The 18,515-nt window shown below is 65.6% G+C and carries 20 protein-coding genes; 9 read left to right on the top strand and 11 right to left on the bottom strand.

Going from position 1 to position 18,515, the window contains the following annotated elements:
* Positions 1 to 15 precede the first annotated feature (15 nt).
* On the top strand, positions 16 to 534 hold the full coding sequence (locus tag QQL28_RS30565; protein WP_284271542.1) for a DUF2244 domain-containing protein: 519 nt from the start codon (positions 16 to 18) through the stop codon (positions 532 to 534).
* Between the two features lie 54 nt (positions 535 to 588).
* Positions 589 to 1,485: a methylated-DNA--[protein]-cysteine S-methyltransferase gene (locus QQL28_RS30570; RefSeq protein ID WP_284271544.1), complete on the top strand. Its 897-nt coding sequence runs from the start codon at positions 589 to 591 to the stop codon at positions 1,483 to 1,485.
* A gap of 96 nt (positions 1,486 to 1,581) precedes the next feature.
* On the opposite strand, the gene QQL28_RS30575 is transcribed toward QQL28_RS30570, so the two are convergent.
* The 8 genes from QQL28_RS30575 to dnaK form a co-directional block, all read right to left on the bottom strand.
* Positions 1,582 to 2,205 carry a 2,3-bisphosphoglycerate-dependent phosphoglycerate mutase gene (locus QQL28_RS30575; protein WP_027525154.1) on the bottom strand — a complete coding sequence of 208 codons (624 nt, stop codon included), beginning with the start codon at positions 2,203 to 2,205 and terminating at the stop codon, positions 1,582 to 1,584.
* Positions 2,206 to 2,235: 30 nt separating this feature from the next.
* Positions 2,236 to 3,051, bottom strand: coding sequence for a 4-hydroxy-tetrahydrodipicolinate reductase (gene dapB, locus QQL28_RS30580; RefSeq protein WP_284271547.1), 816 nt, complete (start codon positions 3,049 to 3,051; stop codon positions 2,236 to 2,238).
* Between the two features lie 183 nt (positions 3,052 to 3,234).
* Positions 3,235 to 3,537: a DUF1330 domain-containing protein gene (locus QQL28_RS30585; RefSeq protein ID WP_284271549.1), complete on the bottom strand. Its 303-nt coding sequence runs from the start codon at positions 3,535 to 3,537 to the stop codon at positions 3,235 to 3,237.
* A 20-nt stretch (positions 3,538 to 3,557) separates the two neighbouring features.
* Positions 3,558 to 4,268: an orotidine-5'-phosphate decarboxylase gene (gene pyrF, locus QQL28_RS30590; RefSeq protein ID WP_284271551.1), complete on the bottom strand. Its 711-nt coding sequence runs from the start codon at positions 4,266 to 4,268 to the stop codon at positions 3,558 to 3,560.
* 6 nt (positions 4,269 to 4,274) lie between these two features.
* A complete protein-coding gene (locus QQL28_RS30595; RefSeq protein ID WP_284271554.1) occupies positions 4,275 to 4,853 on the bottom strand; it encodes an NADPH-dependent FMN reductase in 579 nt (192 codons plus the stop codon).
* Positions 4,854 to 4,910: 57 nt separating this feature from the next.
* Complete coding sequence (locus QQL28_RS30600) at positions 4,911 to 5,510, bottom strand: class I SAM-dependent methyltransferase (RefSeq protein WP_284271556.1); 600 nt, start codon at positions 5,508 to 5,510, stop codon at positions 4,911 to 4,913.
* Between the two features lie 88 nt (positions 5,511 to 5,598).
* Positions 5,599 to 6,732, bottom strand: coding sequence for a molecular chaperone DnaJ (dnaJ, locus tag QQL28_RS30605; RefSeq protein WP_284271560.1), 1,134 nt, complete (start codon positions 6,730 to 6,732; stop codon positions 5,599 to 5,601).
* Positions 6,733 to 6,965: 233 nt separating this feature from the next.
* Positions 6,966 to 8,867 (bottom strand): molecular chaperone DnaK, encoded by a 1,902-nt coding sequence (gene dnaK / locus QQL28_RS30610; RefSeq protein WP_284271562.1) that lies wholly within the window; start codon positions 8,865 to 8,867, stop codon positions 6,966 to 6,968.
* Between the two features lie 405 nt (positions 8,868 to 9,272).
* Here dnaK and QQL28_RS30615 point away from each other — a divergent pair, with 405 nt between their 5' ends.
* Complete coding sequence (locus QQL28_RS30615) at positions 9,273 to 10,211, top strand: hypothetical protein (protein ID WP_284271563.1); 939 nt, start codon at positions 9,273 to 9,275, stop codon at positions 10,209 to 10,211.
* An 88-nt stretch (positions 10,212 to 10,299) separates the two neighbouring features.
* The gene (gene pncA / locus QQL28_RS30620) at positions 10,300 to 11,022 is read left to right on the top strand and encodes a bifunctional nicotinamidase/pyrazinamidase (protein ID WP_284271564.1); all 723 of its coding nucleotides are present in this window, start codon (positions 10,300 to 10,302) and stop codon (positions 11,020 to 11,022) included.
* A gap of 161 nt (positions 11,023 to 11,183) precedes the next feature.
* Here the strand turns inward: pncA and grpE are convergent, their stop codons facing one another.
* Both grpE and hrcA read right to left on the bottom strand, forming a co-directional pair.
* Entirely contained in the window at positions 11,184 to 11,798 is a 615-nt protein-coding gene (grpE, locus tag QQL28_RS30625; RefSeq protein WP_284271565.1) for a nucleotide exchange factor GrpE, read from the bottom strand.
* 99 nt (positions 11,799 to 11,897) lie between these two features.
* Complete coding sequence (hrcA, locus tag QQL28_RS30630; RefSeq protein WP_284271567.1) at positions 11,898 to 12,986, bottom strand: heat-inducible transcriptional repressor HrcA; 1,089 nt, start codon at positions 12,984 to 12,986, stop codon at positions 11,898 to 11,900.
* Positions 12,987 to 13,145: 159 nt separating this feature from the next.
* On the opposite strand from hrcA, the gene rph reads away from it, so the two are divergent.
* From rph to hemW, 3 genes are read left to right on the top strand one after another with little or no spacing between them, the layout of a single operon-like run.
* Positions 13,146 to 13,859 carry a ribonuclease PH gene (gene rph / locus QQL28_RS30635; RefSeq protein WP_284271568.1) on the top strand — a complete coding sequence of 238 codons (714 nt, stop codon included), beginning with the start codon at positions 13,146 to 13,148 and terminating at the stop codon, positions 13,857 to 13,859.
* 10 nt (positions 13,860 to 13,869) lie between these two features.
* Entirely contained in the window at positions 13,870 to 14,505 is a 636-nt protein-coding gene (gene rdgB, locus QQL28_RS30640) for an RdgB/HAM1 family non-canonical purine NTP pyrophosphatase (RefSeq protein WP_284271570.1), read from the top strand.
* The gene (gene hemW / locus QQL28_RS30645) at positions 14,492 to 15,649 is read left to right on the top strand and encodes a radical SAM family heme chaperone HemW (protein ID WP_284271571.1); all 1,158 of its coding nucleotides are present in this window, start codon (positions 14,492 to 14,494) and stop codon (positions 15,647 to 15,649) included. The genes rdgB and hemW overlap by 14 nt, the downstream gene beginning before the upstream one ends.
* Positions 15,650 to 15,695: 46 nt before the next feature.
* Here hemW and QQL28_RS30650 read toward each other — a convergent pair whose 3' ends face one another.
* On the bottom strand, positions 15,696 to 16,925 hold the full coding sequence (locus tag QQL28_RS30650; protein ID WP_284271573.1) for a penicillin-binding protein activator: 1,230 nt from the start codon (positions 16,923 to 16,925) through the stop codon (positions 15,696 to 15,698).
* Positions 16,926 to 17,165: 240 nt separating this feature from the next.
* On the opposite strand from QQL28_RS30650, the gene rsmI reads away from it, so the two are divergent.
* Positions 17,166 to 18,119 (top strand): 16S rRNA (cytidine(1402)-2'-O)-methyltransferase, encoded by a 954-nt coding sequence (gene rsmI, locus QQL28_RS30655; protein ID WP_284271575.1) that lies wholly within the window; start codon positions 17,166 to 17,168, stop codon positions 18,117 to 18,119.
* Positions 18,106 to 18,513 (top strand): YraN family protein, encoded by a 408-nt coding sequence (locus tag QQL28_RS30660; protein WP_284271577.1) that lies wholly within the window; start codon positions 18,106 to 18,108, stop codon positions 18,511 to 18,513. Before rsmI ends, QQL28_RS30660 begins: the two co-directional genes overlap by 14 nt.
* The last annotated feature ends 2 nt before the right edge of the window (positions 18,514 to 18,515 follow it).

Below are 18,515 nucleotides of genomic sequence, written 5' to 3' on the forward strand. Positions count from 1 at the left end.
ATATACTGACAGGCCATGAGCGCAGGCAACGAAATTGAGGGCGAGAGTGAGGCGCAGATCTTCTCTGCGCTGCTGACGCCGCATCGCTCACTGAACCGCAGCGGCTTTCTCGCCGTGATGCTTTTCCTGAGCGTCGTCAGCTTCGTGACCGGGATCGTCTTCCTGATGATGGGCGCCTGGCCGGTGTTCGGCTTTTTCGGCCTCGACGTGCTGGTGATCTGGTGGGCCTTCAAGGTCAATTTCCGCACCGCGCGGGCCAGCGAGGAGATCGTGGTCACGGTTTCCGAATTGCGCGTGCGGCGGGTCAGCCATCGCGGCCATGTCGCGGAATGGGCGTTCAATCCGCTCTGGGTGAAGCTCGATCTCGAGGCCGACGAGGAGTTCGGCATCGAGCGGGTCTATCTGGTCTCCCGCGGCCGCCGCCTGTCGATCGGCAGCTTTTTGGGACCCGAGGAAAAAGCAAGCCTTGCCAAAGCCTTACTGGATGCCCTCAACGCCGCCAAGCGCGGCCCGACCTACAATCCGATCTCTTGAATCCTGTCAGAAATCGGGTGGTTTGCAGCCGCCCCTGCTCCTACATTTCCGGTCATGATGACCCTCGCCATACATGACCAGCGCCTGGCCAAGCCGGGCTCCCAGAACGCCGCGCTGCGGGACTATGATTCCGTGCGCCGCGCGATCGCCTTCATCTCGGAAAACTGGCGCGCGCAGCCGACCATCGAGGCGATGGCGGACGCTGCCGGCGTCACGCCGGATGAGCTGCATCATCTGTTCCGCCGCTGGGCGTCGATCACGCCGAAGGCCTTCATGCAGGCGCTGACGCTCGACCACGCCAAGCACCTGCTGCGCGATTCCGCGAGCATCCTCGACGCCGCGCTCGACTCGGGTCTTTCGGGCCCGGGACGGCTGCACGATCTCTTCGTCACCCACGAAGCAATGTCGCCGGGCGAATGGAAGAACGGCGGCGCGGGCTTGACCTTGCGCTACGGTTTCCACCCGTGTCCCTTCGGCACCGCGATCGTGATCGCGACCAATCGCGGATTGTCGGGGCTTGCCTTCGCTGATCCCGGCGATGAGCAGGCCGCACTCGCCGACATGACGCGGCGCTGGCCGAACGCAACTTACGTCGAGGACCATGAGGGCACCGCGCCGCTCGCGAGCCGCATCTTCGACACCAAGCTGTGGCGGCCGGATCAGCCGCTGCGTGTCGTCATGATCGGCACCGATTTCGAGGTGCGGGTCTGGGAGACGCTGTTGAAGATTCCGATGGGACGCGCGGTGTCCTATTCGGACATCGCCTGCAAGATCAACAGCCCGAAGGCCTCGCGCGCCGTCGGCGCTGCCGTTGGAAAGAATCCCGTGTCCTTCGTCGTGCCCTGCCACCGAGCGCTCGGCAAGGACGGCAAGCTCACCGGCTATCACTGGGGCGTCACCCGCAAGCAGGCGATGCTGGGCTGGGAAGCCGGACAGTTGGGGATGCAGTAGACTGCTCGCCAACTGCCTCCACATTGTCGTCCTGGCGAAGGCCAGGACGACACCGAATGTTTTGGCGCGGCCTCGCCGCACCTCGCGCGACCGCGCCTAGCTCGCCAGATCCAGCTTCGACGCCACGGTCGAATCCGCATTGAGGCGGTAGATGATCGGCACGCCGGTGGCGAGCTCGCGCTTCAGGATGCCTTCGGGCGACAGCTTCTCCAGAACCATGATCAGCGCGCGCAGCGAGTTGCCGTGGGCGGCGACCAGCGTGCGCTTGCCGTTGAGCACGCCGGGCAAAATCTCCTGCACGTAATAAGGCAGCGCGCGCGCCAGCGTGTCCTTCAGGCTTTCTCCGCCGGGCGGCGGCACGTCGTAGGAGCGGCGCCAGACGTGGACCTGCTCCTCGCCCCATTTCTTGCGGGCGTCATCCTTGTTGAGGCCGGAGAGATCGCCATAGTCGCGCTCGTTCAGCGCGAGATCCTTCGACGTGGGCAGACCGGTCTGGCCGAGCTCGGTGAGAATGAGATCGAGCGTGTGCTGGGCACGCGTCAGCACCGAGGTGAAGGCGACGTCGAAGACGAGACCTTTCGCCTTCAGCTTGCGGCCGGCTTCCTTGGCTTCAGCCACGCCCTGCTCGGTGAGATCGGGATCCTTCCATCCCGTGAAAAGGTTCTTCAGATTCCATTCGCTCTGGCCGTGGCGCACGAGCACGAGAAGACGTTCGCTCATTCCTGCTGTCCGTTCGTTGCGTTCGATTGTTCAGATATCGGCGAGACCGAGCACATCGGCCATCGAGTAGAGGCCCGGCTTCTTGCCGTGGGCCCACAGCGCCGCCTTCAGCGCGCCGTGAGCGAACAGCATGCGGTCCTCGGCGTGATGCGATAGCGTCAGGCGCTCGAAGGGACCGAGGAAGCTCACGCTGTGATCGCCGGCCGCGGTGCCGCCGCGCAGCGAGGCAAAGCCGATGTCGCCGGAGCGGCGCGCGCCCGTGATGCCGTCGCGGCCACGGGCCGAATGCGTATCCAGCGCGATGCCGCGCCCCTGCGCTGCGGCCTCGCCGAGCATCAGCGCGGTGCCGGAGGGCGCATCGACCTTCATGCGATGATGCGTCTCCACGATCTCGATATCGAAGTTTTGGTCGAGCGCCTTGGCGACGCGCTTGACCACCGCGGCGAGCAGATTGACGCCGAGGCTCATATTGCCCGACTTCACGACCACGGCGCGGTTGGTGACGCTCTTGATCACGGCATCGTCGGAGGCTGACAGGCCGGTGGTGCCGATGACATGCACGAGGCCACGCTCGGCCGCGATCGCGACATTGGCGATGGTGGCGCCCGGCACGGTGAAATCCAGGATGCCGTCGGCCTCCGCCGTCATCGCCCAGAGATCGGCCGACAGTTTCACGCCATTGGCCGGAAGACCTGCGAGCACGCCGGCATCCTTGCCGAGCAGTTCCGAGCCCGGCGCCTCCAGCGCGCCGGCCAGCACCGCGCCTTGGGTCTCGGAAATCGCGCGCGTCAGCGCCCGGCCCATCCGGCCGCCGGCTCCAGCAACAATCAAGCGCATGTCGGACATGGTGTGATCCTCTCGAAGGCCCGTTGTAGCGGGGGGATGCTGTTCCGGCAACCGAGGGGGGAACAACGACGTCGTCATTGCAGGGCGCCCGAAGGGCGAACCCGGAATCTCGAGATTCCACAGTGCGCAATTGCGCATTGGGGTTCGGTGCTGCGCACCGCCCCGGAATGACAGCGTGCTTGCTTACGGCTGCGGGCCGTCATAGCCCTCGATGACGATGAGGTCGGCGATCGAGTGCGGCTGGCGCACTTTGATGTTGGCCTGGTATTCCGGCGAATTGTAGCAGGCGAGCGCGGTTTCGTAGTCCGGGAATTCGATCACGACGTTGCGTGCGCGGCTCTGGCCCTCAACGCTGGTGAGCTTGCCGCCGCGAACCACGTAGCGTCCGCCGAACTTCTTGAAGATCGCGAGATTGGCGGCTGCATAGGGCTTGTAGCCCTCGTCATTGTGAACGTCGACGCGCCCGATCCAGTAGCCTTTTGCCATTCTTCTTCTCCTTGTGATGTTCAGGTCAGCGCCTGCGCGATCTCGGCCTGGATGGCCTCGGCAGTCGCCTTGGGATCGGCAGCCTCCACCACAGGTCGCGCGACCACGAGATAGTCCGCACCTGCCGCAATCGCGCGGCCCGGCGTCATGATCCGCTTCTGGTCGCCGGCGGCCGAGCCCGCCGGGCGGATGCCGGGGGTAACAAGGTTCATCTGGTGGCCGACGATCTTGCGCAAATTGCCCGCCTCCTCCGGCGCGCAGACCAGGCCATCGACACCAAGCACCTGCGCTTGCTGGGCGCGCGCTTCCACCAGCTCGGATACGCCGAGCCGGTAGCCGGCGGCGTGCAGATCGTCGTCGTTGTAGGAAGTCAGCACGGTCACCGCGAGAATCCGCAAGCTCGAACCAGTGCGCCCCTCGACCGCCGCCTTCAAGGTCTGCGGATAGGCGTGCACGGTGAGGAAGGTCGCGCCGAGCTTGGTAATGCTCTGAACGCCCTGTGTCACCGTGTTGCCGATGTCGTGCAGCTTGAGATCGAGGAAGACCTTCTTGCCCTGGTCGGCGAGCTTGCCGACCAGCGGCAAGCCACCGGCATAGGCCAGCCGATATCCGATCTTGTAGAACGTGACGCTGTCACCTAGCCGATTGACCATCGCCTCGGCTGCTTCCGGGTTTGGCAGATCGAGTCCTACGATCAGGCGGTCGCGGGGGGCGATTTCGGCTTGCGTCATGTCACCTCACATCATGCGTTGGGAAATGTCGATCAATTGCCGCACCAAGTCCTGCAACGCGGCGATATCGCCCTCGTTCTTCAGCCTGTCCATATCGTCATAGGCCTGGTCGGCAAAGGCGAGCGCGAGCTGGCTGGCAATCACATTGGCGTGGCAGGAGGTGAGGATCAACCGCAGCGCAGATAGCGCTCGCGCGCCGCCGAGACGGCTCTGCGAGGCACTGGCGATTGCGAAGGCGCGGTCGCGAAACACCTCGCCGCGCCTCTCGTGCGGGTCCTGGACGCGGCTGATCCAGTCGATCGCATTCTTGAGCAGCGGCGGCACGGAGGCGTTGTATTCGGGCGTGACGATCAAGATCCCCTGATGCGCGCCGATCATGCGCTTCAGGTTGATCGCGTGCTTCGGTACACCGGACTTCACATACAGATCTTCGTCGTAGATCGGCAGCGGGAAGTCGGCGAGCGAGACGCGGGTGACGTCGACGCCGGCCTGGGCGAATTCATAAGCGGCGACCGCCGCCAGCTTCGCATTGTGCGAGCCGGTGCGCAGTGAGCCGGGTATGATCAGGATCTTGGGTGCGGCCATCCGTAAAAACGCGTTCGGCGAAAAGGACCCGCCGCGCGAAGGACGAAGCCGGCGGAATTAGTCTTTGCGATACACCCAGACGCGGGCCGGCGGAAGGTTCATCCAAATCCGTTCCGAGGCCTCTGTGGACACGCCATGCAGTGATTTCGGGATCGGCGGCACCACCGAATAGGTGAACTGCACGAAGGGCGCGCCGGGAGCGAGCGCCGTGAAGGCGTCGCGAATGAGCCTCAGGCGCGTGAACATCGGCTTGGTGACCAGCGGCAGGCCGGAGACGACGGCCGACGCGGGCGTGCTCAGCACGTTCCAGAGCGTGTCGCGTAGGCGATAGGCATCGCCCTGCACCACCTTGGCTTGCGGATAGCGGTCGCGCAGCAGCGCACAGAAGCCGGGATTGTATTCGACGAGGACGAGGCGCTTCTGGTCGATGCCGCGCTCGACCAGCGCCGAGGTGATGGCGCCGGTGCCAGGGCCGAGCTCGACCACCGGTGCGTCCGAATCGACATCGACATATTGCGCCATGGTGCGGGCGAGCAGCCGCCCCGACGGCATCACCGCACCCATGTGCAGCGGCTTTTCGATCCACGACCGGAGAAAACGGACCTCGTCGTCAAGACGGGGCTTCTTCAACGCGCGCACGGACGATTGCATGGGCATGTCTGGACCGGACGGGACCGCGGGACCGCGGCGTGTCAGAAAATGGTCATAAAGACGTATAGGCCGCGGGCGATACGGTCAAGCCGAGTCAATTCGTCCGATTACCGAAGAAATCCTTGACCTTGGCGAAGAAACCCACGGATTCCGGCTGGGTCGCGCCGGAGGAGAGCTTTTCGAACTCGGCCAGCAATTCCTGCTGCTTCTTGGTGAGATTTTGCGGCGTCTCGACTGCGACCTGGACATACATGTCGCCCGTCTGGCGCGAGCGCAGCACCGGCATGCCTTTTGATGCAATGCGGAATCGGCGACCGGACTGGGTTCCGGCCGGAATCTTCACCTTGGACTTGCCCTTGTCGATAGTCGGCACCTCGAACTCGCCGCCAAGGGCCGCCGTGACCATCGAGATCGGCACGCGGCAATGCAGGTCGGCGCCGTCGCGCTGGAAGAACTGGTGCTGGGACAGCGACAGGAAGATGTAGAGGTCGCCGGACGGACCGCCGCGCACCCCGGCCTCGCCTTCGCCGGCGAGCCTGATCCGCGTGCCGTCCTCGACGCCCTGGGGAATGTTGACCGACAATGTCCGCTCGCGCGTGACACGGCCCTGTCCTGCGCAGGACGGGCAGGCGTCCTCGATCATCTGGCCGCGGCCCTGGCAGCCCGGGCAGGTGCGCTCCAGCGTGAAGAAGCCCTGCGACTGCCGCACGCGGCCTGCGCCGGCGCAGGTCGAGCAGGTCTTCGGCTTGGTGCCGGCCTTGGCGCCGATGCCCGAGCAGGATTCGCAGGTGACGGAGACCGGAATCTCGATCTGTGCGGTCTTGCCGCCAAAGGCTTCCTCGAGCGTGATCTCCATATTGTAGCGCAGGTCCGCCCCGCGCTCGCGGCCACCGCGGCCGCGCTGTCCGGCCATGCCGAACAGGTCTTCGAAAATGTCGGAGAAAGAAGAGGCGAAGCCCGCGCCGAAACCGGCACCACCGCCGCCGAAGCCGCCGCCCTGCTCGAAGGCCGCGTGGCCATAACGATCGTAGGCCGCGCGCTTGTCCTTGTCCTTCAGGACCTCATAGGCCTCGTTGATCTCCTTGAAGCGAACTTCGCTGCTGTCGTCCCCGGGATTGCGGTCGGGGTGGAATTTCATCGCCAGCTTGCGGAAGGACGATTTCAGTATGGAATCGTCGGCGTCCCGTTCGACTTCGAGGGTTTCGTAGTAGCAGCGCTTGGTGGACATTGTGAGCTCGGTCGCAGTTCAGGCCGGGACAAAACAGCGTCGCCACGCAACGATATGAGCACCCCCTCGCCTCACGGCAATGGGCTGCATGGCTGCATGCAGAATAGCGGCTGGGAGTTGATCTGACGTAACGGGGAAGCGCCCCGCCTGACCCGGCACGTCGGCCTCCCCCTTATGGGGGGAGGCGATCGCAGCGTGGGTGCAAGCCGTCCGCATCATGACCCTCTAAGGGCTCAGGCGGACTTCTTGTTGGTCTTGTCGTCGTCGACTTCGGTGAACTCCGCGTCGACGACGTCGTCCTTGGCAGCATCCTTCTTGGCGTCGGCCTCGGCCTGCTGCTTGTACATGGCTTCGCCAAGCTTCATCGAAGCCTGGGCCAGCGTGTTGGTCTTGGCCTTGATCGCCTCGGCATCGTCGCCCTTCAGCGCTTCCTTGAGGTCGCTGACGGCATCCTCGATGGCGCGGCGCTCGGTCTCGGCGACCTTCGAACCGTGCTCGGCCAGCGCCTTCTCGGTGGAGTGCACCAGCGCGTCGGCATGGTTCTTGGCGTCGACCGCCTCGCGGCGCTGCTTGTCGGCCGCGGCATTGGCCTCGGCGTCCTTGACCATCTTCTCGATGTCGGCTTCCGACAGGCCGCCGGAGGCCTGGATGCGGATCTGCTGTTCCTTGCCGGTCGCCTTGTCCTTGGCCGACACGTTAACGATGCCGTTGGCGTCGATGTCGAAGGTCACCTCGATCTGCGGCATGCCGCGCGGGGCCGGCGGAATGCCCATCAGGTCGAACTGGCCGAGCATCTTGTTGTCGGCCGCCATTTCACGCTCGCCCTGGAAGACGCGGATGGTGACCGCGTTCTGGTTGTCCTCGGCGGTCGAGAACACCTGGCTCTTCTTGGTCGGGATCGTGGTGTTGCGGTCGATGATGCGGGTGAACACGCCGCCCAGCGTCTCGATGCCCAGCGACAGCGGGGTGACGTCGAGCAGCAGCACGTCCTTGACGTCGCCCTGGAGCACACCGGCCTGGATCGCAGCGCCGATCGCGACGACTTCGTCGGGATTGACGCCCTTGTGCGGCTCCTTGCCGAACAGCTGCTTCACGACTTCCTGGACCTTCGGCATGCGCGACATGCCGCCGACCAGAACGACCTCGCCGATCTCACCGGCAGTAACGCCGGCATCCTTCAATGCCTTGCGGCAGGGCTCGACGGTCTTCTGGATGAGGTCGTCGACCAGCGCCTCGAACTTGGCGCGGGTGAGCTTCATGGTCAGATGCTTCGGCCCGGTCTGGTCCGCCGTGATGAACGGCAGGTTGATCTCGGTCTGCGTCGTCGAGGACAGCTCGATCTTGGCCTTTTCAGCGGCTTCCTTCAGGCGCTGCAAAGCGAGCTTGTCGTTGCGCAGGTTGATGCCCTGCTCCTTCTGGAACTCGTCGGCCAGATAGCCAACGAGGCGCATGTCAAAATCTTCGCCGCCGAGGAAGGTGTCGCCGTTGGTCGACTTCACCTCGAACACGCCGTCGCCGATTTCGAGAATCGAAATATCGAACGTGCCGCCGCCGAGGTCGTACACCGCGATGGTGCCGGTCTTGGTCTTGTCGAGGCCATAGGCGAGCGCAGCCGCGGTCGGCTCGTTGATGATGCGCAGCACTTCAAGGCCCGCGATCTTGCCGGCGTCCTTGGTCGCCTGGCGCTGGGCGTCGTTGAAGTAGGCGGGAACGGTGATGACAGCCTGATCGACCTTCTGGCCGAGATGGGCTTCCGCGGTCTCCTTCATCTTCTGCAAGATGAACGCCGAGACCTGCGAGGGCGAGTAGGTCTGGCCGTCGGCCTCGACCCAGGCGTCGCCGTTGGAAGCCTTTACGATCTTGTACGGAACGAGCTTCTTGTCCTTCTCGACCATCGGGTCGTCGTAGCGGCGGCCGATGAGGCGCTTCACTGCGAAGAAGGTGCGCTCGGGATTGGTGACGGCCTGGCGCTTGGCAGGCTGGCCGACGAGGCGCTCACCGTCGTCCGTGACGGCGACGATCGAAGGCGTTGTGCGCATGCCCTCGGAATTCTCGATAACTTTGGCGTTTTTGCCATCCATTACGGCGACGCACGAATTCGTGGTGCCGAGGTCGATCCCAATGACCTTTCCCATGGTCCTGATATCCTTCTTTATTGCGGCAGGTTGGTTGGGCCCAGAAGGCACCCGATCCAAAACCCCCTAAGATCAAACATCCGCGATATTGCGATGGTTGACGCTCATATAGGAGGGGGGGACCTGCCCGCAAGGACCGAACGCAAGTTTCAGCCGCGAAAACATTGGGTTTTGGAAGATCATACCGGCCTTTCCGACCTTCTCGCAGTGAGGGTTTATTAACGGGTTCAGTCCTCAGCGCCGGGACCGTGCCCCACCCTGTTACGGCGCAGCCAAACCCGTTAAAAGTCCGGGCGACAAAGGTCCGGGCGGCCGGACAGCTCCGCCAGGGACCGCGCCCCGCGCGACAAAGGGGCCCGGGGTCCCACCATCGAACGGCCTCAATGTGGACCAAGTAGACTAGCCATGAAATCGATACGCCCCCTCGCCGCGCTTGCCCTCCTCATTGCCTCCGCCCTTCCGGCCGTCGCGGCCGATGCCGTGTTTCCACCGGGCCTGCGCGTCGGCATGGTGCCGTTGATCGGCCTCTCCCAGGCCAAGACCTTTCCGGGCTTTGAGAGCGACGACGGAGGCGTGAAGGTGCTGGTCACCGAGCTGCCGCCCGACGCCTATGGCGAGGTCGCCAACGCCTTCAAGGCCAATCCCGGCGGCGTCGGCAGCATCAAGCCGGAGAAGATCGATACGCCCGCCGGCCTTGCCTACTACACCATCGAGACCGGCAAGGATGGCACGGCGACGGTGAGGCGCTATTCCATGATCGTGCCGGGCACCGGCTTCTCCGGCTATGTCGCCGTGCAGATTCCCGAGAACGCCACCAAGATCTACTCGGACGACGCGGTGCGGCAGATGTTTGCCACCGCGGTGACGCGCAAGGAGGTGCCGGTCGACGAGCAGCTCGCGCGGATGCCGTTCAGGATCACCGACCTCGCCGACTTCAAGAACGTGCGCACGCTGTCACCGGGCGCCAGCATCGTGCTGGCCGACGGCGACGAGGCCACCGGCTTCGAGCCCAAGCCCTACATGATTATCGGCCTGATCGGCGCAACGCCGCAGCAGGCGGAAGACCGCGCCCGCTTCGCTCAGGAGGCTGCGATGCAGATCCCCGGCATGCGTGAGTCCAGAATCACCATGTCCGAGCCGATCCGCGTCAACGGCCAGCCGGCGATGGAAACCCGTGTCGACGGCGTCAGCGGCAAGGACAAAACCCAGGTCACGGTGGTGCAGTGGATCCGCTTCGGCGGCGGCACGTCGCTGCGCATCATCGCCAGCGCCCCGCGCGACCAGTGGTCGGAGGCCTTCACCCGCTTCCGCGCGGTGCGCGACGGCATCCAGCCCAAAGGCTGACCAAAGCCGGCCGCATTTTCGGGCTTTCGTTTGTACACAAATGGAACTACCCTTCCCTCCTTGGTTCATCCTGGAGGGAGGACGTACGATGCTGGATCGGCGCAAGGTACTCGCGGGGGTTTCCACTGTTGCTCTCGCGAGCCTGGTTTCAAGCAAGCTCTGGGCAGCGACGGCGATCAAGCCCGACGATGCCTCCGCACTGCTCGTGATCGACGTGCAAAACTGCTTCCTGCCCGGCGGCAGCCTCGCCGTGAAGGAAGGCGAGCAGGTGGTGCCGGTGATCAACAAGATCGCCAAATCATTCGCCAACGTCGTGATGACGCAGGACTGGCACACGCCGGGGCACGTGTCGTTTGCGTCGGTCCATTCCGGCAAGAAGCCGTTCGAGACCATCGACCTGCCCTACGGCAAGCAGGTGCTGTGGCCCGACCATTGCGTGCAGGGCACCGACGGCGCCGCGCTCTCGAAGGATCTGTCGATCCCGCAGGCCGAGCTCATCATCCGCAAGGGTTTTCACAAGGACGTCGACAGCTACTCGGCTTTCCTGGAAGCCGACGGCAAGACCACCACGGGCCTCGCCGCCTACCTGAAGTCGCGCAAGGTCAAGCGCGTGTTCGTCGCGGGCCTCGCCACCGATTTCTGCGTCGCCTGGACCGCGCTCGACGCGCGCAAGGCGGGCTTCGAAGTCTATGTGGTGGAAGACGCCTGCCGCGGCATCGACACCCAGGGCTCGCTGGCGAAGGCCTGGGCCGACATGGCCAAGGCCGGCGTGAAGCGGATCCAGTCGGGCGATATCGCGGCGACGGCGTAAGACGCGTTCGCTACCAGACCCTCATCCTGAGGAGCGCGCTTGCGCGCGTCTCGAAGGATGAAGGCCGGGCATGCGGCAGTCGGGCCTGCATGGTTCGAGACGGCGCTTACGCGCCTCCTCACCATGAGGATCTGGATTGCTGAGGATGCGACGAGCGCGGCTTACGCCGCGCTGTTCGGCTCGTTGGTGTTGGCAGCCGATGCTGCCTTGGCACCGCCCTTGGCGACGCCGACGAGGGCCGGGCGCAGCACGCGCTCGCCGATGGTGTAGCCGGCCTGCACGACCTGCACCACGGTACCCGAAGGCACCGACGGATCGGGCACCTCGAACATCGCCTGCTGGAAGTTCGGATCGAACTTCTGGCCCGAGGGATCGAACTTCTTCACGCCGTGCTTTTCCAGCGCATTGAGTAGCGAGCGCTCGGTCAGTTCCACGCCCTCGATCAGCGCGGTCAGGCCGGGATCGGCATTGGCACGCGCCTCGGCCGGCACCGCATCGAGCGCACGCTGGAGGTTGTCTGCGATATCGAGCACGTCGCGCGCAAAGCCGGTGATGCCGTAGAGCCTGGCGTCGGCGACCTCCTTGGTGGTGCGCTTGCGCAAATTCTCCATCTCGGCCAGCGTCCGCAGCATGCGGTCGCGCGCCTCCGCCGCTTCCTTCTGCAATAGCTCGACCGAACCGGGCTCCGGATCGTCGGGCATCACATAGGGCTTCGACACCACGGGCTCGCCGGTCGGCGCAGTCGTGTCTTCGGGTTGCCGGTCTTGATCGGTCATCGGCTGCCTTCTCGAACTCGTCTCTAGGGATTTTTCTCGCCGGGATATCGTGCTTCGCAGCGCGAAAATCAAGCGCCCGTGATCAGGCGAAAACGGGTGTCAGCCACCCAGCAGGCGGCTGACGATGCGGGCGGCATAGTCCACGGTCGGGATCACGCGGGCATAATTCAGCCGTGTCGGCCCGATCACGCCCAAAACGCCGACGATATGGCCGGCGGCATCCCGATAGGGCGAGATGATCGTCGAGGATCCCGACAGCGAGAACAGCTTGTTTTCCGAGCCGATAAAGATGCGCACGCCCTCGGCGGTCTCGGCACGCCCGAGCAGGTCGATCACGCCGCGCTTGGTCTCGAGATCGTCGAACAGCAGCCGCACCCGCTCGAGATCCTCCAGCGCATGCAGGTCTTCGAGCAGATTGGCATGGCCGCGCACGATGAGCTGGCGGTCCTCGTTCTCGCCGCCGGACCAGCTCGCGATGCCCGCCGCGATCACCTTTTGGGTGAGCTGGTCGAGCTCGGCGCGGGCTTGGCCCAGCGCGGTTTCCAGCTCGAGCCGGGCCTCGGCGAGGGTGCGGCCGCGGATGCGGGCATTGAGGAAGTTGGAAGCCTCCGTCAGCGCCGAGGAGGGAACCCCGGGCGGCAGCGTCAGCACGCGGTTCTCGACCTGGCCATCCTCGCCGACCAGGATCACCAGCGCCCGCTCCGGTTCCAGGCGGACGAACTCGATATGCTTCAGCCGCGCATTGGATTTCGGGGTCAAGACCACGGCCGCGGCGCGGGTCAGGCCCGACAGACGCGTCAGCGCCTCCTCCAGCGCCGCCTCGACGGATTGGGCGTGACCGACGGTGGAGAGCTGGCTCTGGATCGATTGCCGCTCGGCCTCGTTGAGCTCGCCGACCTGCATCAGGGCGTCGACGAAGAAGCGCAGGCCGAGTTCCGTCGGGAGCCGGCCGGCGGAGGTATGCGGGGCGTAGATCAGGCCGAGCTGTTCCAGATCGGCCATGACGTTGCGCACCGAGGCCGGCGACAGCGGCAGCGCGATCAGGCGGGAAATATTGCGCGAGCCGACCGGCTCGCCGGTCGCCAGATAACTCTCGACGATTTGACGAAAGATATCGCGGGAACGCTCGTTGAGCTGGGCCAGGCCTGCGCGCGGCGCGATCAGATGAATCGGATCGTGATGGGCCACAGACGGTAACTCCTCTCAGATGCACATAATTTGTCCATCCTGAGGGCCCCTGACAAGCGCGTCTTTGGCCAAGCCGGGGAAAAGCCCTTGCCGGGCCCCCTTCCCCCTCCTACAAGCACCGCGAATAGCCTTTTCCCTGCGAGTTTTGGAGGATTTCCCATGCGGCCAAGCCGCCGTGCGCCCGACGAATTGCGCCCCGTGACGCTGGAGCGCGGCGTGGTCAAATATGCGGAAGGCTCCTGCCTGGTGAAATTCGGCGACACCCATGTGCTGGTCACCGCCACGCTGGAAGACCGCCTGCCGCCATGGCTGAAGGGCCAGGGCCGCGGCTGGGTCACCGCCGAATACGGGATGCTGCCGCGCGCGACCTCGGAACGTACCCGCCGCGAGGCTTCCGCCGGCAAGCAGAGCGGCCGCACCGTCGAGATCCAGCGCCTGATCGGCCGCTCGCTTCGCACCATCGTCGATCTCGAAGCGCTCGGCGAACGCCAGATCACGGTCGATTGCGACGTGCTCCAGGCCGACGGCGGCACGCGCACGGCCTCGATCACCGGGGCCTGGGTCGCGCTGGCCGACTGCATCAACTGGATGAAGACGCGCAACATGATCAAGGCCAACGTGATGCGCGACAACGTCGCCGCGATCTCCTGCGGCATCTATCAGGGCACGCCGGTGCTGGATCTCGACTATGCCGAGGATTCCGAAGCCGAGACCGACGCCAATTTCGTCATGACGGGCGATGGCCGCATCATCGAGGTGCAGGGAACGGCGGAACGCGAGCCGTTCACGCAGGAGGAGCTCCTGTCGTTGATGGCGCTGGCCCGCAAGGGTGTCGCGCGTCTCGTGGACTTGCAGAAAATGGCGGTGGCGTAGTCAATAGGTCATGCACCGGCGAATCACAGGCAAGCTGATCATCGCGACCCATAATCCCGGCAAGCTGGCCGAGATGCGGGAGCTCTTGGCGCCGCACGGCGTCGAGGCGGTCTCGGCCGGCGAGCTCGGCCTGCCGGAGCCGGAAGAGACCGGCAGCGACTTTCGCAGCAATGCCGCGATCAAGGCCATCGCCGCGGCCAAGGCGGCGAAGCTTCCCTCGTTCGCTGATGATTCCGGCATCGTGGTCGACGCGCTCGACGGCGCGCCGGGAATTTACAGTGCACGCTGGGCGGGCCCCAAAAAGGATTTTGCCGCGGCGATGGCGCAGATTGAGCGCCTGTTGCAGGAGCGCGGCGCCACCGCGCCCGACCGCCGAAGAGCGCATTTCGTCTCCGCGCTCTGCGTCGCCTGGCCCGACGATCATCTCGAGGAGGTCGAGGCGCGCGTCGACGGCACGCTGGTCTGGCCGCCGCGTGGGACCGCCGGCTTCGGCTACGACCCGATGTTTCTGCCCGAAGGCCACGCGCGCACCTTTGGCGAGATGGAAAGCATCGAGAAGCACGGCCTGCCGCCATTGGGCCTTGGCCTGTCGCACCGCGCCCGCGCATTCGTGAAACTTGCGGAGATCTGCCTTGAGCCGCGCTGAGAAGGAAGCCTTCGGCGTTTACGTGCACTGGCCGTTCTGCCTGTCGAAGTGTCCCTATTGCGACTTCAACAGCCATGTCCGCCATGCCGCGATCGACGAGAAACGCTTTGCCCGCGCCTTCGCCCGCGAGATCGAGACCACCGCCGAGCGCGCGCCCGGACGTGAGGTCAGCTCGATCTTCCTCGGCGGCGGCACGCCATCCCTGATGCAGCCCGAGACCGTCGGCGCCGTGCTAGAGGCGATCGGCAAGCACTGGAAGGTCGCAAGCGACGTCGAAGTCACGCTGGAAGCCAATCCCACCAGCGTCGAGGCGACACGCTTTGCCGGCTATCGCGCTGCCGGCGTCAACCGCGTTTCGCTCGGCGTGCAGGCGCTGGACGACGTCTCGCTGAAGATGCTGGGACGCCTGCACAGCGCGCGCGAGGCGCTCGATGCGGTCGCGATCGCACGCCGCTCGTTCGACCGCTACTCGTTCGACCTGATCTACGCGCGCCCGGACCAGACGCCGGCGATGTGGGAAGGCGAGCTCCGCCACGCCATCGAGGAAGCCGCCGAGCATTTGTCGCTCTATCAGCTCACCATCGAGGAAGGCACGCCGTTCTTCGGCCTGCACCAGGCCGGCAAGCTGAAGACGCCGGACGAGGCGGTCGCGCGAGCGCTGTACGACGTCACGCAGGAGACCTGCGACAAGCTTGGCCTGCCCGCCTACGAGATTTCCAATCACGCACGCCGCGGCGCCGAGTGCCGGCACAATCTGGTCTATTGGCGCGGCGAGGAATATGCCGGCATCGGCCCCGGCGCCCACGGCCGCCTCGACATCGACGGCATCAGGCACGCGACCGCCACCGAGAAGCGTCCCGAAGCCTGGCTGATGCGGGTCGAGACCAACGGCGACGGCGTCGTCACCGACGAGCTCCTCAACAGCGAGGAGCGCGCCGACGAATTCCTGCTGATGGGATTGCGGCTCGCCGAGGGCATCGACCCCAAGCGCTACGCCGCGCTCGCCGGCCGCCCGCTCGATCCCCGCCGCATCGCGCTCTTGCGCGAGGAAGGCGCCATCACCGTCGACACAACCGGCCGCCTGCGCGTGACCAGCAGCGGATTTCCGGTGCTCGATGCGGTGGTCGCGGATCTCGCGGCTTAAGCACTCCCCAACGTCGTCCTGGCGAAACCCAGGACGACGTCGAGGGCTACGCCCCAAAACTCTTCGGCGATCCCGCGACGGCGACGCCGCCGCCGGTCGTCACCTTCATCACCGCGAGGCCGCGCTCATTGGTGCCGTCGGCGCGGAAGCGGAACAGGCCGTCGATGCCGGCGAAGCCGGATGGGTTGGTGAGAACGTCCTGCGAGAAGCGCGTGGTGCCCTGCGTACGTGCGAGCGCTGCGACCAGCGCCACCGCATCATAGGCGAGCGTCGCCGTGCGGACCGGCTCGGCGCCATATTTCGTGCGGTAGCGGCCTGAGAAAGCGCGGAAGCCCGCCGGGTCGGGCGCGGCGTAGAGACCGCCTTGCAGCGCCTGGCTCGCATAGACGCGCGGATTGTCCCACAGGCCGGTGCCGAGCAGCTGGATGTTGCGCAGGTTGGCGCCCGCCGCGGTGAGCGCATCGGCCACCGCGACGACGGAATCGCCGTCATCGGCAATGAACAGCGCATCCGCGCTGCCGAGCGCCTGCGCGACGTTGCGCGCCGGCGTGGCGCGATCACCGCTGTATTTCTCGAACGCGACGACGCGTCCGCCCCGCCGCGGCACCGCCGCCTTGAAGGCCGCCTCCACCACATTGCCATAGGCGTTGTCCGGAAGCAGCGCCGCGAAGGAGCGCTTTCCGATGCTGGCGGAGTATTCGACGATGCGGTTGACGTCGGACTCGGGGAGAAAGCTCAACAGGAAAACGCCGCGGCCGGCGATGCTGGCATCGGTCGAGAACGCCATCACCGGGATGCCGCGCGTCCGCGCGACCTGCGCGACCGCCGGCACCGACTGTGCGAACAGCGGCCCCAGAATGATCTCCGCGCCTTCGTCGACCGCCTGCTGCGCGCCACCTTGCGCGCCCTGCGGCGTGCCATTGTCGTCCTTGATCAGGAGCTGGACGTTCGGGTTCTGGAATTCGGCGAGCGCCATCTCGGCGGCGTTGCGCATCGACTGGGCGGCGAGCCCGGCATTGCCGGCGGCCGACAGTGGCAGGATCAAGCCGACCTTCACCCCGCCGGTGCCGGCGGTGGTGGCCTGCTGCGGCGGCCCGGCGGGCGCCGGCTGCGACGAGGAGCTGAAGGGATTGGAGAACTGGCTCAGACTCTGCTGCACACCGGTGCAGGCCGAGAGCAAGGGCGTGCCGAGCAGGAGCCCAAGCGCGCTTCGCCGGGTCGCCCCCGACGCAGGGCGACCGGAGGTCGGAGACTTGGGGTAACGCGGGCCCGGCATGGCAGCTCTTCGTAACGACCAGCCGATTTTAAGGGCCGGTCAGGACTTCACCTCCGCAAGGGAGGACGCGGATTGCAGCATATTGTCGGCAAATAGTTAACCAAAACAAAAGGATAATGACCGCTTAACGCGGCCGCCCTTCGCTCATGGCAAGCTGTTCGCCGTTTTTGCAGGCCGCACCAACGCGGGCTTTTCGCCGCGAATATGGCGCAAGCGCGCGTCTCCCTTTAAGTATCCATTATGCGCGCAAAGGCCGCCCCGATAAATACGCCTGAAGGTGCGGCGGAACCCGCCGCGCACGGTTTTGCCATTGGCACCCATCACTTTTCAGCCAGCAAGGCGGCGCCGGGCCTCTACCTCGTCGCCACCCCCATCGGCAATCTCGGCGACATCACCTTGCGGGCGCTCGAGACGCTCGCCGGCGTCGATATCATCGCCTGCGAGGACACCCGCATCACGCGGCGGCTGACCGAGCGCTACGGCATCGCCGCGCAGCTCAAACCCTATCACGAGCACAATGCGGAGGCGGCGCGGCCAAAGATCCTGGAGGCGTTGGCGCAGGGCGGATCGATCGCGCTGGTCTCCGATGCCGGCACGCCGCTGATCTCGGATCCCGGCTTCAAGCTGGTGCGCGAGGTTTCCGCCGCGGGCCACGCGGTCTACGCGCTCCCCGGCCCGTCCTCGGTGCTGGCGGCGCTGTCGGTCGCCGCGCTGCCGACCGATCGCTTCTTCTTCGAAGGTTTTCTGCCGGCCAAATCAACCGCCCGCCGCAAGCGCCTCACCGAGCTTGCCCGCATCGATGCCACCCTGGTGCTGTTCGATTCCGGCAATCGCGTGCAGGAGACGCTGGCCGATCTCGCCGAGGTCATGGGCAATCGCGAAGCCGCGATCTGCCGCGAGCTGACGAAGCTGCACGAGGAGATTTCGCGCAGCTCCCTGAGCGAGCTCGCAGATAAGGCCGATACGCTGGAGACCCGCGGCGAATTCGTGCTGGTGATCGGCCCGCCGGCAGCCGACGCGCAGGAGATGACGCCCGATGCGCTCGACGAGCTCCTGCGCGAACAGCTCGCGACCAGCAGCGTCAAGGACGCGGTCGCGCATGCGGTCGAGCTCTCCGGCCGGCCGCGGCGCGAGGTCTATGCGCGCGCGCTCGAGCTTGCCAAGGACTTGCGGGGCGCCGATGGCGAAGACTGACGGCGCCGGGTCTGCCGAGCCAAAACTCCCCTCGCCCGAACGCGTTGCCGCGTTCCAGACCGGCATTTCCGCGGAAAGCCGCGCCGCGGCCTTCCTGATCGCCAAGGGCTATCGCATTCTGGCGCGACGCTTCCGCACGCCGCATGGCGAGATCGACATCGTGGCGCGCCGGCGCAATCTGATCGCCTTCGTCGAGGTCAAAGCCCGCGCCAGCCTCGATGAGGCCGCCTTCGCCGTGACGCCGCGCCAGCAGCAGCGCATCATCGCTGCAGCGCAAGGCTGGCTTGCGGCGCATCCCGAGCATGCCGAATTTGAATTGCGATTTGACGCGATGCTGATTGCGCCGCGGTCACTTCCACGCCATGTGATGGCGGCATTCGACGCCTCGACCTGAAA

The organism is Bradyrhizobium iriomotense, from assembly GCF_030160715.1.
In the GTDB taxonomy this organism is placed as follows: domain Bacteria; phylum Pseudomonadota; class Alphaproteobacteria; order Rhizobiales; family Xanthobacteraceae; genus Bradyrhizobium; species Bradyrhizobium iriomotense.

What these genes read in the sequence shown, in the direction of transcription:
- QQL28_RS30565 (WP_284271542.1), top strand. Translation starts at nt 16, where the DNA reads ATGAGCGCAGGCAACGAAATTGAGGGCGAGAGTGAGGCGCAGATCTTC.
- QQL28_RS30570 (WP_284271544.1), top strand. Translation starts at nt 589, where the DNA reads ATGATGACCCTCGCCATACATGACCAGCGCCTGGCCAAGCCGGGCTCC.
- QQL28_RS30575 (WP_027525154.1), bottom strand. Translation starts at nt 2,205, where the DNA reads ATGAGCGAACGTCTTCTCGTGCTCGTGCGCCACGGCCAGAGCGAATGG.
- dapB (WP_284271547.1), bottom strand. Translation starts at nt 3,051, where the DNA reads ATGTCCGACATGCGCTTGATTGTTGCTGGAGCCGGCGGCCGGATGGGC.
- QQL28_RS30585 (WP_284271549.1), bottom strand. Translation starts at nt 3,537, where the DNA reads ATGGCAAAAGGCTACTGGATCGGGCGCGTCGACGTTCACAATGACGAG.
- pyrF (WP_284271551.1), bottom strand. Translation starts at nt 4,268, where the DNA reads ATGACGCAAGCCGAAATCGCCCCCCGCGACCGCCTGATCGTAGGACTC.
- QQL28_RS30595 (WP_284271554.1), bottom strand. Translation starts at nt 4,853, where the DNA reads ATGGCCGCACCCAAGATCCTGATCATACCCGGCTCACTGCGCACCGGC.
- QQL28_RS30600 (WP_284271556.1), bottom strand. Translation starts at nt 5,510, where the DNA reads ATGCCCATGCAATCGTCCGTGCGCGCGTTGAAGAAGCCCCGTCTTGAC.
- dnaJ (WP_284271560.1), bottom strand. Translation starts at nt 6,732, where the DNA reads ATGTCCACCAAGCGCTGCTACTACGAAACCCTCGAAGTCGAACGGGAC.
- dnaK (WP_284271562.1), bottom strand. Translation starts at nt 8,867, where the DNA reads ATGGGAAAGGTCATTGGGATCGACCTCGGCACCACGAATTCGTGCGTC.
- QQL28_RS30615 (WP_284271563.1), top strand. Translation starts at nt 9,273, where the DNA reads ATGAAATCGATACGCCCCCTCGCCGCGCTTGCCCTCCTCATTGCCTCC.
- pncA (WP_284271564.1), top strand. Translation starts at nt 10,300, where the DNA reads ATGCTGGATCGGCGCAAGGTACTCGCGGGGGTTTCCACTGTTGCTCTC.
- grpE (WP_284271565.1), bottom strand. Translation starts at nt 11,798, where the DNA reads ATGACCGATCAAGACCGGCAACCCGAAGACACGACTGCGCCGACCGGC.
- rph (WP_284271568.1), top strand. Translation starts at nt 13,146, where the DNA reads ATGCGGCCAAGCCGCCGTGCGCCCGACGAATTGCGCCCCGTGACGCTG.
- rdgB (WP_284271570.1), top strand. Translation starts at nt 13,870, where the DNA reads ATGCACCGGCGAATCACAGGCAAGCTGATCATCGCGACCCATAATCCC.
- QQL28_RS30650 (WP_284271573.1), bottom strand. Translation starts at nt 16,925, where the DNA reads ATGCCGGGCCCGCGTTACCCCAAGTCTCCGACCTCCGGTCGCCCTGCG.
- rsmI (WP_284271575.1), top strand. Translation starts at nt 17,166, where the DNA reads ATGCGCGCAAAGGCCGCCCCGATAAATACGCCTGAAGGTGCGGCGGAA.
- QQL28_RS30660 (WP_284271577.1), top strand. Translation starts at nt 18,106, where the DNA reads ATGGCGAAGACTGACGGCGCCGGGTCTGCCGAGCCAAAACTCCCCTCG.